This is a genomic window from Mycobacterium sp. SMC-11, from assembly GCF_046250095.1.
Classification (GTDB): Bacteria; Actinomycetota; Actinomycetes; order Mycobacteriales; family Mycobacteriaceae; genus Mycobacterium; species Mycobacterium heraklionense_A.
On sequence record NZ_CP176430.1, the window covers coordinates 1738996 to 1753656 of the forward strand.

Annotated in this window: 7 protein-coding genes; 4 read left to right on the forward strand and 3 right to left on the reverse strand. The window is 66.4% G+C overall.

Annotation, left to right across the window (positions count from 1 at the left end):
• Window positions 1-19: 19 nt before the first annotated feature.
• Both ACKY0X_RS08175 and ACKY0X_RS08180 read right to left on the reverse strand, forming a co-directional pair.
• Window positions 20-769 carry a YoaK family protein gene (locus ACKY0X_RS08175; RefSeq protein WP_409429024.1) on the reverse strand — a complete coding sequence of 250 codons (750 nt, stop codon included), beginning with the start codon at window positions 767-769 and terminating at the stop codon, window positions 20-22.
• 306 nt (window positions 770-1075) lie between these two features.
• On the reverse strand, window positions 1076-7768 hold the full coding sequence (locus tag ACKY0X_RS08180; protein ID WP_409429025.1) for a BTAD domain-containing putative transcriptional regulator: 6693 nt from the start codon (window positions 7766-7768) through the stop codon (window positions 1076-1078).
• 154 nt (window positions 7769-7922) lie between these two features.
• Here ACKY0X_RS08180 and htpG point away from each other — a divergent pair, with 154 nt between their 5' ends.
• From htpG to ACKY0X_RS08195, 3 genes are all read left to right on the forward strand, one after another.
• Window positions 7923-9857 carry a molecular chaperone HtpG gene (gene htpG, locus ACKY0X_RS08185; protein WP_409429026.1) on the forward strand — a complete coding sequence of 645 codons (1935 nt, stop codon included), beginning with the start codon at window positions 7923-7925 and terminating at the stop codon, window positions 9855-9857.
• Between the two features lie 308 nt (window positions 9858-10165).
• A complete protein-coding gene (locus ACKY0X_RS08190; protein WP_409429027.1) occupies window positions 10166-11407 on the forward strand; it encodes a PPE family protein in 1242 nt (413 codons plus the stop codon).
• Between the two features lie 67 nt (window positions 11408-11474).
• Window positions 11475-12695: a PPE family protein gene (locus ACKY0X_RS08195; RefSeq protein WP_409429028.1), complete on the forward strand. Its 1221-nt coding sequence runs from the start codon at window positions 11475-11477 to the stop codon at window positions 12693-12695.
• Between the two features lie 46 nt (window positions 12696-12741).
• Here ACKY0X_RS08195 and ACKY0X_RS08200 read toward each other — a convergent pair whose 3' ends face one another.
• Window positions 12742-13746, reverse strand: a complete 1005-nt coding sequence (locus ACKY0X_RS08200; RefSeq protein WP_409429029.1) for a zinc-binding dehydrogenase — start codon at window positions 13744-13746, stop codon at window positions 12742-12744.
• Window positions 13747-13842: 96 nt separating this feature from the next.
• On the opposite strand from ACKY0X_RS08200, the gene ACKY0X_RS08205 reads away from it, so the two are divergent.
• Window positions 13843-14661, forward strand: a complete 819-nt coding sequence (locus ACKY0X_RS08205) for a carboxymuconolactone decarboxylase family protein (protein WP_409429030.1) — start codon at window positions 13843-13845, stop codon at window positions 14659-14661.

Consider the following 14661-nt stretch of genomic DNA (forward strand, 5'->3'; position numbering starts at 1 on the left):
CAGCACCGGCCACCGCTTTTCAAGACGTCTGGTCGGCAAGCGGTTCGCCAGCTGCTTTCAGCAGGGTACGTCGATCCGCATGGAAGTAGGTGCATCCGGTCATCAGTGCACACATGACAGCAGCGATCGCCAGCATCGCCGTTTCGGTGACCATGACGTGCATGCACGCACCAATGGTGACCCCCAGGGTGAAGCTGCCGAACAGCAGGAAATTTCCGAGCCAGTCCGCAATCGAGCCGCCGCTGATATGACGTTCGATGCCTTGCGCCATCTTGACCACAGTCCCGGTCACGTAGCTCAGGGGAATCGATACCTCACCGTCTTTGACGAACGAGGTGTTGAGAGCGCCAAGACCGAACGCGATCAGTAAGATCGGCGCGATCGGAAGCTCCTTGTCCGACCAGCCGTCCAAAGTGACGTCGACTGCGGACGCGACCGTCACTGACAGGGTGGTCAAGACCGTCGAACCGTGCGCGTGCGCCACGCACAAGTGCCTGCGGCACAGCGATGCGGTCACCACCCCTAAAATGAACGCCAGCAATATGAATCCCGCGGTGATCGATACCCAGCGCTGGTCTCGAAAGGAGCCCAGCACCGCCAGCTGGCCTGTTCCCGTCATGGAAGTGACGAAGTACTCGGTGGAATGGGTGAATGCGGTGGCACCCAATAGCCCGGCCAGTGCGCTGAGCGCCCATGATAACCGCGCTTCACCGTTGAACTTGGGTCTCATCGGCGTGAACCGCCCCTTCTTTTCGAATCGCTGTTGCATGTTTCGCCGGGGCCCAACCGAGCACTGGCCGATATGTGCGCGTAGGACCACAGCTCGGCCGAAGCCAGAGATCGGCCGGGCGCAACTGCGCTCGAACTGTCTAGGGCCACCTGGATGTCGATCGTGCGAACGAACGCTTTCCCGTGTGCGCTCAGCGTTTTCGGACGCCAGCGAGCAGGGGATAGGCGGCCGAGAACGCATCGGCGCCGCTATCGACCTGACATCAGTTTTGTGTGGAAACCGGGCCGAACGGTATCGGGTCTGACACCCATTCTTGGGGACGCGCAAGCCGTACAGACAGGCCGATTACTGAGACTCGGCATTCTCATACGGAGGACGGAATCGATTCAATTCGTCGAATCTGGCGATCGCGGAGTCAAAGTCGGCCTCGTCGAATACTTCGCAGCGGCTGATCATTTCGCCCTCGACCGTGAACAAGACGACTTCGCGCCATTCGGCCTCGAAGCCCTCGCGCGAGGTACCGCGCACCACTTGGGTGACGACCGCACCCAAGCCAGTCAACCGATGCACCGCCTCGCTGTAGCACCCGACGTCGGGCGCGAGGTCCCACGTAGCGCGCATGTAGGCGGCCAATTCACCGGGCGCGAACGCTCTCGCGCGACGGTGATCGACATTCTCCCAGTCGAGTTCGGGAAACTTGCGTTGGTTGAAGGCGGCGTAGCCCGCCGTTATGACCGACCATGTGTGGGCGCAGGCCACCGCTTCGCCGGCGACATAACGGGCGTCGAGCTCGGCGATTGCGGCGTCGATGTCGTCGAGATCGAAGGCCAGTTGCGCCGTGATCCGGTCACCGGCGTCGATCTCGGCCAGGATGAGCATGTCGCTGCTGAATTGCCCATATTGCAGATCTCGGTTCGGCGAACAGACCCGAGTGAGGGCGAGACGCTCGCCGCGGGTCGCGACGACGATCAACGGCGTGGGTGCTGCGTCGGCCAAGGCGCGCAGGTTTTCGATCACGACATCGCGTCCGTTCCAGAATCCGGAACTTGTCACGCGCCGGCGATCGTCGACGACAGTGTCTTCGCTCAGAATCTCGGCTAAAGCCGTCCAGGCGCCGGCTCGGAAGTATGCAAAATTTCGGGCGTGTACTCGGCTTGCCGCGTTCTCCAGCCGGTTCGGTTGGGGATGCAACTCCGCGAACCGCACGAGTGCGGCGTCGAGGTCCGTCTCGTCGAACAGCTCGCAGCGATTCACAAGGTCGCCTTCGAATGTGGCCACGATGACTTCTCGCCATTCGGCATCGAAGCCCTGGTCCGATGTGCCGCGTGCCGCTTGGGTAAAGACCGCTCCTTGTGTGCTCAGTCGATGAACCGCCTCGACATAGACGAGAAAGCTCTGCGCGTCGTCCCATGAGGTGCGGAGGTAAGTGGCCAAGTCGCCGGTCTCTATTGTCGCGATACGGCGGTGATCGATGGTGGCGCAGTCCGGTGTCAGCCGGAGTTGTTGCTTGTTCGCTGAGGCGTACGCCTGGCTGAGCGCCGACCACGAGCGCGCATAGGGTGCCGCTTCGCCGGCGAGGTAGCGGGCCTCGAGCTCGGCTAGCGCGTCGTCGAAGTCGTTGGGGTCGAAGGAGACGCTCGCCGCCAACCGTCCCTCCGAATCGATCTCCCCGACGTCGAGTTGCTCGGCGAGGTATGCCTCGGGGCCTTGATCCCGGAACGAGAAGACGCTGCGGGTGAGGACGAGGTACTTCCCACGCGTCGCGACATCGCTCACTTCGACGTCGGCGATGCCGAGGTCGGCGACAGCTCGCATGTTAGTGAGGGCCGCGTCTCGACCGTGTCGAATTCCGGCGTTCACGGTACTTCGGCGATCGTCTTGGTAGTAATCCTCGGCCAAGAGATCGGCCATAGCGTCCCAGTTGTGGACGGCGAACTCGGCCAGGAAGCGTTGGGACACCTGGCTTGCCGCATTGTGCAATCGCCACGGCTTCTGCGGCTGCAGCTCCTCGAACCGCGCAAGGGCTCTGTCGAGGTCTGCCTCGTCGAACATCTCGCAGTGACTGATCAGATTGCCGTCGACCGTGACAGTGTCGACAAGGCGCCACTCGACGTCTAGGCCTTCGGGTGAAGTCCCTTGGGCTACGTGGGTGATCACCGCGCCGTGGTCGGTCAGCCGATGCACGGATTCGACGTAAATGGTGTTCTGTGCCGTGTCTTTCAGCGCGACGTGAAGGTATGCCATCAGGTCCCCAGGTCCGACCGTCGCAAGCGTACGACGGTCCACGTCGGTGAAGCCGGGGACGGTCGGCGGCATTTCGCGTCGACTCATCGCAACGAAAGCCGCTGTGATCGCCGACCAGGTGTCAGCGCAGACGGCGGCTTCGCCCGCGAGATAGCGCGCATCGAGTTCGGCTAGCGCATCGTCGAAGTCGTCAACATCGAACACCACGGCCGCCACGACCTTCGCTTCCGAGTCGATCTCGATGACGTTAAGGGCGTCGTTCTGAATTGCCTCAGGGTCGGGGCCGGACGCGCGAACGCGGGTGAGGACGAGCCGCTCGCCGCGGGTTGCCACGGCATCCGACATGATGATCGTGAAGCCGACCTCAGCGGTCGCCTGCAACTCCCGTATCCCGGCATCTCGGCCATATCTGATGCCAGTGTTGACTGTTCGCCGGCGATCGTCGATGTAGTAGTTGTCGGCCGCTGCTTCGGCGATGGCCTCCCAGTCGCGGGCCGCAAAGTTCGGGTAGAACCGCTCCATCACCAGCACTGCTTTGTTCTCCAGGTGCCGCACCGGTGCCCGTTGGTCCTCGAATCGTGCGTGCAGCGCATCAAGTTCGGCGATCGCCGCATCCATATCGTCGGCGTCGAACCAGATTTGCAGTGCGATTCGCCCCTCCTCGTCGATGCCGTACAGCTGGAGTAGCTCGTCGGCGGGCGCCCCCGGACCCCCGCCGGGAGTGCCAACGCACATTCGGACCAGGGCCAGACGCGTGCCTCGCTCTGCGATAACGACTCGCTCCACCCGAATGGCTCCCGACTCGAGATCCTGCCTGGTGTGGTGCATCACCTCGCCCGCCGTCGTCTCGTCGGGCGGGAAGCCAACGATCTTGCGGCGGCTCTCGATCAAGCCCTCGGGCACAAACATGGTCTCGAACTCGTCCCAGGCCTCGCGTTCAATGGCGGCCATCACGCGTTCACCGGCGCGGACAGCCGGATTGTCGTAGCCCATGGTCGGCGATCTGGATGGAGTTGCGGGCACCGGTGCCACGCGATCGCCCAGCATCTCTCGCGCCTTGGCGGCGAGCGCTTCGGCGCCTTTCCGCTCGTAGAGCGCGGTCGCTCGCTCGGCGGCGGCTCGTGCCCCCGCTAGATCGCCCGCGGCAGCCAGCACCGTTGCCAGCGCCAGACAGGCATCGCCGTGATCGACCAAGGCGTCGGTGCGGCCAGCCAGGGCGACCGCAGACTCGGCCATCTGCCCGGCGGCCGAATGATCACCGCGGCGTGTCAACAGCAGCGCCCGCAGCGTGCGCCAGGCGATCGACGCTTTCAATGCGTGTCCCGCGAGACGCTCACTCTCGGTGCACAACTCATCGGCCTCGGCATCTCGGCCGAGAGCCAGATAAGTACGCCCCAGCAGAGCAGCGGTCTCGGCGGTGTCGGCATCCAGCCCCATGCGGCGAAAGCCGTGGTAGGCCTGACGTAGATGCGGCTCGGCGCCATCCGGATCGTCGACAACCAGCTCAATGATTCCGGCGAACTGCTCAACCTCAAGCAAGGCATGCCGCAGGCCGATCTCGCTGACCGTGCGCCGTGCCGAGTCGATCATGCGTCGGGCGGTGGCAGCGCGGCCACGGAAGGCCTCCAACACGGCTTGGCATCGTGTCGACGTCGCCTCGACCGCCGGGGATTCCGTGGTGATGCGCAGCAGTCGCACCACGTCCAGACAACGCCCGCCGGCACGCGGAACCGGGTTCGGGCCCCACAGTGCCGCCAGGGGCGCTCCGGCCAGCACCGCGTTCACCCGACGCTGTTCACGGGCGTGCCGCGCAGCGGTCAGCGCACTGTCCAAGGCGATCTCGCAATCGCCGATTCGCCCAAGACGCGCAAGGCATCCGGCCCGGACGGTGTGGGCCTTGGCTTCTCCTTCGGCGTCACCCAATCCGGCCAGCCTGTCGGCAGCCGCGCCCAGTGCGGCCTCGATCTCGTCCAATCGTTCCGGATGGATCAGCATCGACAGCTGGCCGTCGAAACATGTCGCCCACGCCGCCAGCCGAGCCGAATCGACGGTCGCTGCCTGTAATTGCGAGACAGCGCGGGTCGCCGAAGCCACCTCACCCGCGGCAAGCAGCGCCTCACAGCGCGCGACCAGCAGCTCGGCGTTCTGGTCGGCGCGATCGGGCAGCTCGTCGTCGATCTCCTCCAGGGCGTGCAGCGCCTGGTCGTACAAATCGGCGGCGCCTTCGTAGGCGAGGCGCGACATCGCCTGATCCGCCGCACGTCGGCAATACTCGACGGCCTTGGCCGCGTTGCCCGCCCACGCGCATTCGAAATAGTGGTAGGCCAGTTCCGCCAGCAGCTCGTCGTTCGCGCCGGGCATGGCTGCCAGCGTGATGGCGATACGGTGGTGCAGTCGCATGCGCCGCACCGAGGCCAGCTCGGCGATCAGAGCCTGCCGGACGAGGGCATGGTTGAACCGGTATCGACCGCCGGACTCTTCGATGACGATGCCGGCTTGGCAGGCTTCGTCGAACGCGTCGACGAGGTCCTGTTCGAGGACCCGCTCCACGAGATCCACCGCGAAGCGGCTGCCGACTACGGCGGCCGCGGCAAGGGCCTTGTTGGTAGCTGTTGGAAGCCGGGAAAGCCGGCGGCTCACGGCTTCACGAACGCCCTGCGGCAAGGTGTTGGGATCCCAGACTCCGCCGCTTTCGTCCACATGGCGCAGCGCCTCGATCAAGAAGAACGGGTTACCGCCGGTGACCGACGCCAGCGCCCGGGCGAGCTGCTCGTCGTCGTACCCGGCCTCGGCGACATAGGCGGTTACGTCGTCGGCACCGAGGCCGCTCAGCGCAAGGCGGTCCGCGGTGCCGTCCCGCTGAAGGTCGGCGAGCATCGCCGCCAGCGGATGGGATCGGTCGAGATCTGTGCTGCGGTAGGTCGCGACGACTTGTACCCGGGTGTGGTCACCGAAGCGCAGCAGGTGCCGCAACAGCAGCAGCGTCGGTTTGGCCGCCCAGTGCAGGTCGTCGAGTATCAGTACGACGGGTGCACTGGCCGAGGCGAGTTCCAGCAGCGCGACGACGGCGTCGAAGAGCGCATAGCGTTCAGTGTCGGGGTCGGCGCGCGGCGGCGCGGACAGGTCGGGGAGGACGTCGGTCAGACCGGGAATCAGTGGAAGGAGTGCTTCAACGCCCCGCAATCCCCGCAGTCTTTGTGCGCCGATGCAGGGGACGAGCGAACGCAGTGCTTCGGCGAAGGGTTGATAGGGCGCACCGAGGTCCTCGTCGGATCGGCCGTACAACACGACGGCGCCTTGCTCGAAGGCCTGTTGAGACCATTCGCCGGCCAGGCGCGTCTTGCCCACACCGGGTTCGCCGGCAATCAGCATCGCGTGAATGCCACCGGCGAGTACGGCCTGCCACGCGGAGCCCAGTCGCTCCAGCTCCAGGCCGCGCCCCACGAACCGCCCGGGGCCGGTGAATACCGCGGGGAGGTCGGGCCGCGCCAGCGGCTCATCGACGGTCTCCTCGAGCTGCTCGGCGATTTCGAAGCGGAGCTCGAACACATGCTCCGGACGCGGCAGGTTGCGCAGCGTACGCATCCCCAGGTCGGCAAGGCCGACGTCGTCGGGAAGGGTGTCGATGACGAGCTCGGCCGTCGCGCCCGAGCACAGAATCTGGCCCCCCGCGGCCAGCGACCGCAGACGGGCGGCACGGTTGACCGCGCGACCGAAGTAGTCACCGTCGCGTAGCTCTACCTCGCCGGTATGCAGGGCGATCCTGATCCGCATGGGTTCGTGCAAAGCCCACGGCTCGTGGAGGATCGCGTCTTGAAGTTCGATAGCCGCGGCGGCCGCCGCTGAGGGCCGGTCAAAGACCGAGAAGGTGGCATCGCCTTCGCCACGCGTTTTGATGAGCCGGCCGCCGCGGGAGGTGACCACTTGCTCGACGAGCTCGTCGTGGCGCGCGAGCGCTATCGCCATCGCGTCGGCATCGGCTTCCCACGCTGCGGTCGACCCCTCGATATCGGTGAGAAGAAAGGTGACCGCGCGGGTCACCGACGGAAGATGTTGGGTCACGGGGTGATCCAGTGCGGAGTCCTGGGCAACGATCGCAGCGGCGAGCCGTCGAAGCTCTGGCCCGGGATCGACCCCGAGATCGTCGGCGAGCACCGACCGGGCTCGTTGATACGCGCCCAGGGCGTCACCTTGTCGACCGGCGCGATAGAGCGCCAGCATCAGCTGGGCCCATCGGCGCTCGCGCAATGGTGCATCGGCCACCGCGGCTTCCAGTTCACCGATGATCTCCGCGGCCCGCCCCGTCGCGAGCAACGCGTCGGCGCGGTCCTCGACCAGGGCGGCGTGCCCTTCGATCCAGCGTGTCCGCTCCGAAACACCTCGGCGGGAATCGGGCAGTTCGGGAGTTCCGCGCCACAGGTTCAGCGCCTCCTCGAAGCGGACCACTGCTTGGCCGGTATCGCCGGTCGCCGAGGCGTCTCGTCCTGCCTTGGTGGCCCGCTTGTAGCGCGGGGCATCCACCTCCGTGGTGTTGAGGATCCAGCCCGTTCCCTCGGTGAGGACGAACCCGTCGCCCAGCGCCCGGCGCAACGAGGAGATGTGAGTCTGCAGCGCCTTGGCCGCAGTGCGCGGCGGCTCGTCACCCCAGAGCAGATCGATCAGCGTTTCGGCCGACACGACCGAACCGCCGTGTAGGCCGAGCATCGTGAGGATCGCACGCGGTTTGGCGCCCGGGATTGTGACCGAGGCGCCGTCGTGCCGGGCCTGAAGAGGTCCCAAAACCCCCAGTTCCACGGCTTGAATGGTAGTCACGTGGTAATCGTCGGTGGGGCGATTCAACGCGCGGTCAAGATCCAGTAAAGATGGGATCCGCCGCGGTCAGAGCGGCGTCGGAGGCGGCTTGGCCCCCCGAGGAGCGCAATGACGCCGTCGGTAAAATTTGGCGCTTATGAGCGAACGTGTGGAGCAACTGGAGTTTCAGGCCGAGGCCCGGCAGCTGCTGGATTTGATGGTCCACTCGGTCTACTCGAACAAGGACGCGTTTCTGCGGGAGCTGATCTCCAACGCCTCCGACGCACTGGACAAGCTGCGACTCGAGGCTTTCCGCAACAAGGACCTCGAGGCCGACACCTCCGACCTGCACATCGAGATCGAGGTGGACACGACGGCGCGCACCCTGACGGTCCGCGACAACGGCATCGGCATGTCGCGTGATGAGGTGGTGGACCTGATCGGCACCCTGGCCCGCTCCGGCACCGCCGAGCTGCGCCAGCAGCTGCGCGACGCGCAGAACGCCAAAGCGTCCGAAGAGCTGATCGGCCAGTTCGGGATCGGCTTCTACTCGGTGTTCATGGTCGCCGACAGGGTCGAGATGGTCACCCACAAGGCCGGCCAGAGCGAAGCCATCCGGTGGGAATCCAGTGGTGATGGCACCTACACCATCGAACCTGTCGAGGACGCGCCGCAGGGCACGTCGATCACCTTGCACCTCAAGCCCGAAGACGCCGAAGACGCGTTGCACGACTACACCTCCGAGTGGACGATCCGGGGTCTGGTCAAGAAGTACTCCGACTTCATCGCCTGGCCGATCCGGATGCAGGTCGAACGCCGCACCCCGCCTGAAGAAGACGGCGGTGATGAGACAGTCACCGTCGAAACCCAGACCCTGAACTCGATGCAGGCGCTGTGGGCGCGCCCCAAAGACGAAGTCTCGCCTGAGGAATACAACGAGTTCTACAAGCACATCGCGCATGCCTGGGACGATCCGCTCGAGGTCATCGCGATGAAGGCCGAAGGCACCTTCGAGTACCAGGCGCTGCTGTTCATCCCGTCGCACGCCCCGTTCGACCTGTTCAACCGGGACGCCCAGGTCGGTGTGCAGCTGTATGTGAAACGCGTGTTCATCATGGGCGACTGCGACCAGCTGATGCCCGAGTATCTGCGCTTCGTCAAGGGTGTCGTCGACGCCGCGGACATGTCGCTCAATGTCTCGCGGGAGATCTTGCAGCAGGACCGCCAGATCAACGCGATTCGCCGGCGGCTGACCAAGAAGGTGCTGTCGACCATCAAGGAGCTGCAGTCGCAGCGGCCCGAGGACTACCGCACCTTCTGGACCGAGTTCGGTCGCGTGGTCAAGGAGGGGTTGCTCTCCGACTTCGACAATCAAGAGGCACTGCTGGCGATCAGCTCGTTCGCCTCGACCCACAGCGACTCCGAGCCGACCACGCTAGCCGAGTATGTCGAACGCATGAAAGACGGCCAGGAGCAGATCTTCTACGCCACCGGTGAGTCCCGCCAGCAACTGCTGAAGTCGCCGCACCTGGAGGCGTTCAAGGCCAAGGGCTATGAGGTGCTGCTGCTCACGGACCCGGTCGACGAGGTGTGGGTGAACGCCGTCGCCGAGTTCGACGGGAAGCCGTTGCAGTCGGCGGCCAAGGGTGAGGTGGATCTGGACTCCGAGGAGGAAAAGGCCGCGCACGAGGCCGAGCGCGAGGAGCAGCAGAAGGACTTCGCCGACCTGATCTCCTGGCTGCAGCAGACTCTCGACGAGCACATCAAAGAGGTACGGCTGTCGACCCGGCTCACCGAGTCACCGGCGTGCCTGATCACCGACACCTTCGAGATGACCCCGGCGTTGGCTCGCATCTACCGCGCCAACGGCCAGGAGGTCCCGGTCGGCAAGCGCATCCTCGAGCTGAATCCGGGGCATCCGCTGGTCACCGGTCTGCGCCAGGCGCACAGCGAGCGAGGCGCCGAAGACGCTGACCTGGCCGACACCGCGGAGTTACTGTACGGCACAGCGCTGTTGGCCGAGGGCGGGGCGCTGGAGGATCCGGCGCGGTTCGCCGAGCTGCTGGCGCACCGATTGGCCCGTACGGTTTGAGCTTGGCCGGCTGGCGTCTCTCGCCAGCCGCAGCTCGTTCATACAGGTTGTCTCCCCCCGCGATTGGGTGTCAGCTCCGATAGCGCAGGGCGCGTTCGGCAATGAAGCTGGAAGCAGGTGGAAGCAGATTTCCACCGGGCCGGAGTCATCGTCGGGAAGTCACTCCCCGTGATCGGTGGCCAGGCAGCCACATGATCCGGTCCGATTGAACCAGCGTTGGTCGATCAGCTCCATGAGCTCCGAACGCGGGGTGAGTCCGGCACCGCTGGTCGCCGATAGAACGGCAACTAGAGGGGATATGTGCGGTGTTGGATTTTGGAACGTCTCCGCCCGAGATCACCTCGGCAAAAATCTATGCCGGTCCCGGCTCGGGACCGTTGTTGGCCGCTGCGTCGGCATACGACGCACTCGCTGCTCAACTCAATTCATTTGCTACCGGATACTTTTCGGTGATCGCGGACCTGCAGGGCGAGGGTTGGGCCGGCCAGGCTTCGGCGGCGATGGCCGCCGCGGCAACGCCTTACGCCGAATGGGCGACGGTGACGGCAAGCCAGCTTGAACGGGCAGCCGGTCAGGCGCGTGCGGCGGCAGCCGGCTACGAGCAAGTGCGTATCGCGGTCGTGTCGCCGGTGGTGGTGACAGCCAACCGTGCCCGGCTGGCGAGCCTGGCTGCGGCCAATGTCTTCGGGCAGAACACGCCCCAGATCGCGGTCGCTGAGTTCGAGTATGCCGAGATGTGGGCCCAAGACACCCTCGCGATGTTCGGCTACGCGTCCACGACGGCGACGGCGACGCAGTTGCCGTCGTTTCACCAGCCGCCGCCGACAACCAACCCGGCAGGTGGCGTGGCCCAGGCCGCCGCGGTGGCCGGCTCGGCGGGAGCTACCGGCGCGTCGCACTCGCAGACCTTCCTGTCGCAGCTGCTCACGGCCCTGCCCCAACAGCTCGGCGGTCTCGCCACCGGTCAGGCCGCAGCGCTGCCCGCCCAGGCAGACCCGTTGCTGCCGCTGGAACTGATCGAGGCGGCAAACATCCTGCTGGGGCCGACCTCGTTTGGCTTGCAGACCGCTCGTACGGTCTCGGCGATCGGCTCGTTTGCGTTGGCCGGGAACGCCTTCCTGCTGACTCATGGTGGCGCCGGTATCGGGGCGGCCGGGGCGGCCGGCGCGGCGGGGCCGGTCCTGGCCAATGCTGAAACGCCAGTAGCCGAGTCGGGTGGCGCTGCCGCCGGCGGTCCCCAGGCGGTGCTTGCCCATATGGGCAGTGACGTGGCACCAGTGGGTCAGCTATCGGTTCCGCCGGCGTGGGCGGATGCCACCCCGGTAGCGTCCGCAACCAAAGACCCGGTGTGGCTGTCGGAAGCGGAGCTTGACGATGCGTCGCCGTGGCAGGGCAGCGCGGAGGGGGATATGCCCGGCGCCTCACCGGCGGTAGGCATGGGGCCGATGGCGGCAATGATGGGCGGAGGGCTGGGGCGTCAATCGGTCGCTGGCGCCCTGCGCGTCGAACCCAGTCCGTTCAAGATGCCCCGTCCGTCCTGCGGTGGCTAACTTATGCGCGCCCATTTGGTGAACTGCCACTCAGGGTTTCGGGTCACCTGCAACGACCGGGCAGTAGATGTTTGATTTCGGCGCACTGCCTCCCGAGATCAATTCGACCAGGATGTATGCCGGTCCGGGAGTGGGGCCGATGATGGCGGCTGCTGCGGCGTGGGACGACATTGGCGGACAACTGGAATCGGTCGCAACCGGTTACTCCTCGACGATCTCGAGTTTGCAGGGCCAGCGCTGGTCGGGTCCTGCCTCGGATGCCATGGCGGCGGCCGCCACCCGATATCTGGCGTGGGCCACGGCCACCGCGACGCAGGCCGAACAGACGGCCGCCCAGATCCGGGCGGTGGCGGGAGCTTACGAGATAGCGTTCGCCGCGACGGTGCCGCCAGTGGCGGTGGCGGCCAACCGCACTCAGTTGGCGATGTTGGTGGCCACGAACTTCTTCGGGCAGAACCTGCCGGCAATCGCGGCCACAGAGGCCGTCTACGCCGAGATGTGGGCGCAAGATGCGGCAGCGATGTACGGCTATGCCGGAGCCTCGGCGCAGGCAGGCATGCTGACGCCCTTTTCACGCCCGCCGGAGACCACCAGCTTGGGCGGGCAATCCGCCCAACAGGCCGCGGCGGCGCGCGCCGCCGCCGACGTCGTCGCCGGGGATACGCAAATGCTTTTGGCAGAGCTGCTTTCGGGTGCTCCCGAACAGCCGCACCTTCCCGCCACGGCACCGGCGCAGCCACCACAAGTGGGCATTGGCCAGGCCACACCACCGCCACCGGCATCGTTGCCGATAGTCGAGCAGGTGGCGGCTTTCGGCCCCACCCTGGGGGTACTGGGCGTGGCTCAACAGGTGGTGTTCACAACCGGATCGCAGGGCATCTTCGGTATGGCGATCCTGAACGCGCAAGCGAAGGCGGCCGCCGGCGCCATGTTGGCCACCCCGGTCGTCACGGTCGATGCGCACGGCACAACCCTGACCGGTGTGCCCGCCGCGGTGCTGGCGGGCGCAGGAAAGGCAGCGCCGGTCGGAAAGCTGTCGGTGCCGCAAAACTGGTTGACGGCAACGCCGACGGCAGGCGCCGCCGATTCGGCTGTTAAGTCATCGCGACCGGCGGCCATCGGCGCAGCCCCGGCGGAGCCCGCGAATTCGGCGAAGCCCATGGTGGGTAACGCGCCTACCGCGGTCCTGGGACCGATGGACCGTCGGGCGCCGCGCCGCGACGGTACCGCGGTGTTTCGCATGCGAGACCGCCGTTTTCGGATGCCCCGGCCTCCCGGGGCCGGATGAATCCGCCGCGCGGGTTGGCCGGAATCTACCGTGCCGCAAGCGCCGATCAGGGCACCAGCACCACTTTGCCGACGTTTTCCCGCGCGGCCAGAATGCGGTGGGCCTCCGCGGCATTGGCGAACGGCACCGCCGCATGCACCACCGGGGCCGCGGTCCCGCTCGACAGCGCCTCGGACAGCGGGGCGATCCAGGGTCCGAGCGTGCCGCGGTCGTCCCACAGCCGCAGCATGTTCAGGCCGATCACGGTCTTGGACTGCTCCATCTGCGTGATCAGACTGAAGCCGCGCAGCATCGCCAGAGCCTGCGGCGCCGCACGCAGCAGCGATCGCTTCTCGCCCTGCTGCAGGGACGAAAGACCGTAGGCGACCAGGCGCCCGCCGGGACGCAGCAACGTCAGCGAGCGCCGCAGCGAGGTGCCCCCGAGCCCGTCGAGCACGATGTCGTACGGCGGCAGTCCCTCCCACCAGCCCTTACGGCGGTAGTCGATGGCGCGGTCAATGCCCAACGCGTCCAGCTGGGCGTGTTTGCCCGGTGACGCGGTGCCGTGCACGATGGCCCCGGCGGCCTTGGCCAACTGGATCGCCGCGATGCCGACGCCGCCGGCGGCGGCGTGCACCAGTACTCGTTCGCCGGCCTGCAGCGACCCGTAACCGTGTAGCGCCGCCCAGGCCGTCGCATAGTTGACCGGGATGGCGGCGCCCTCTTCGAAGCTCATCGACGGCGGCAGCGGGACGGTGTCGGCGGCGTTGGCGTTGACGATCTCGGCGTAGCCGCCGAACCGGGTGCCGGCCAGCACCCGCTCGCCGATGCGGGCCGGGTCGACACCCTCGCCGACGGCCTCGATGGTGCCGGCCACCTCGTAGCCGACCACGGCGGGCAGCTTCGGCGCATCGGGATACAGCCCGACGCGGGCAAGGTGATCGGCGAAGTTCACGCCGGCTGCCCGCACCCCGATCCGTACCTGCCCGCTGGCGGGCGGCGGCGGGTCGGGGCGGTCCTGCACCTGCAGCACCGATGGGGGACCGGTCTTGGTGATGACGACAACGCGCATGGGTTTCACCCTATGGCTGATCGGTTCATAAACGGTGGTTTAGCGAGCTTCGACGAAGGAGAGGCGAAGCTGGAACCGCCGCATAAACTCAGTGAGGTGGACGTACTCGGTGAGCTGAACCGATTGGTGGCGTGCTCGGATGGCGAGCTGGGTGCCCTGGTCCGCCAGGTGTGTGGGCAGACGCTGGGCTTGTCGCCGGTGCCGGCCGAGGCGGGCGTCGACGGCTCCGCTACCGATCCGGCGGTGACCGAATTCGCCGAACAGTTCAGTGTCGACGTGTCGACGATCACCGACGCTCAGCGGGAACGGCTGCGGGAGGCGCTGGGGGACAGGGCCTTTGATGTCGTCGTTCAGATGTACATCGGCGACTTCGTGCCACGGGTGCGCAACGGCCTGGACGCCGTCGGTGTTGCGGTGCCGTGGCCGGTCACCATCGTCTGGGATCACTCCGGCCACCCCGCCGACGCGTTGTTCAACGGGTTCATGCCCGCGGTCGCCCGGTTGCGGTCCCTGGATCCGGTGACCTCGGAGGTGGTGCGGCTGCGTGGTGCGGCCCAGCACAACTGCCGGCTGTGCAAATCGCTGCGCGAGACGACCGCGCTGGACGCCGGCGGGTCCGAGTCGCTCTACGGCGACATCGAGCACTTCGAGGAGTCGTCGCTGCTCAGCGAGGCGCAGAAGGCCGCGCTGCGCTACGTCGACGCGCTGGTTTGGACGCCGGCCCACATTGACGCCGAGGTGGCTGCCGGGGTGCGTCGGCACTTCACCGATGAGCAGGCCGTCGAGCTGACGTTGGATGTGATGCGCAACGCCGGCAACAAGATTGCGGTGGCACTGGCTGCCGACGCACCGCGGGTTGCCGACGGCACCGAGCGCTATCTGCTGGATGCAGACGGCCAGACCGTGTTCGGCTGA

Coding starts and splice junctions, on each gene's coding strand:
- ACKY0X_RS08200 (WP_409429029.1), bottom strand. CDS start 13,746: ATGCGCGTTGTCGTCATCACCAAGACCGGTCCCCCATCGGTGCTGCAG.
- htpG (WP_409429026.1), top strand. CDS start 7,923: ATGAGCGAACGTGTGGAGCAACTGGAGTTTCAGGCCGAGGCCCGGCAG.
- ACKY0X_RS08195 (WP_409429028.1), top strand. CDS start 11,475: ATGTTTGATTTCGGCGCACTGCCTCCCGAGATCAATTCGACCAGGATG.
- ACKY0X_RS08175 (WP_409429024.1), bottom strand. CDS start 769: ATGCAACAGCGATTCGAAAAGAAGGGGCGGTTCACGCCGATGAGACCC.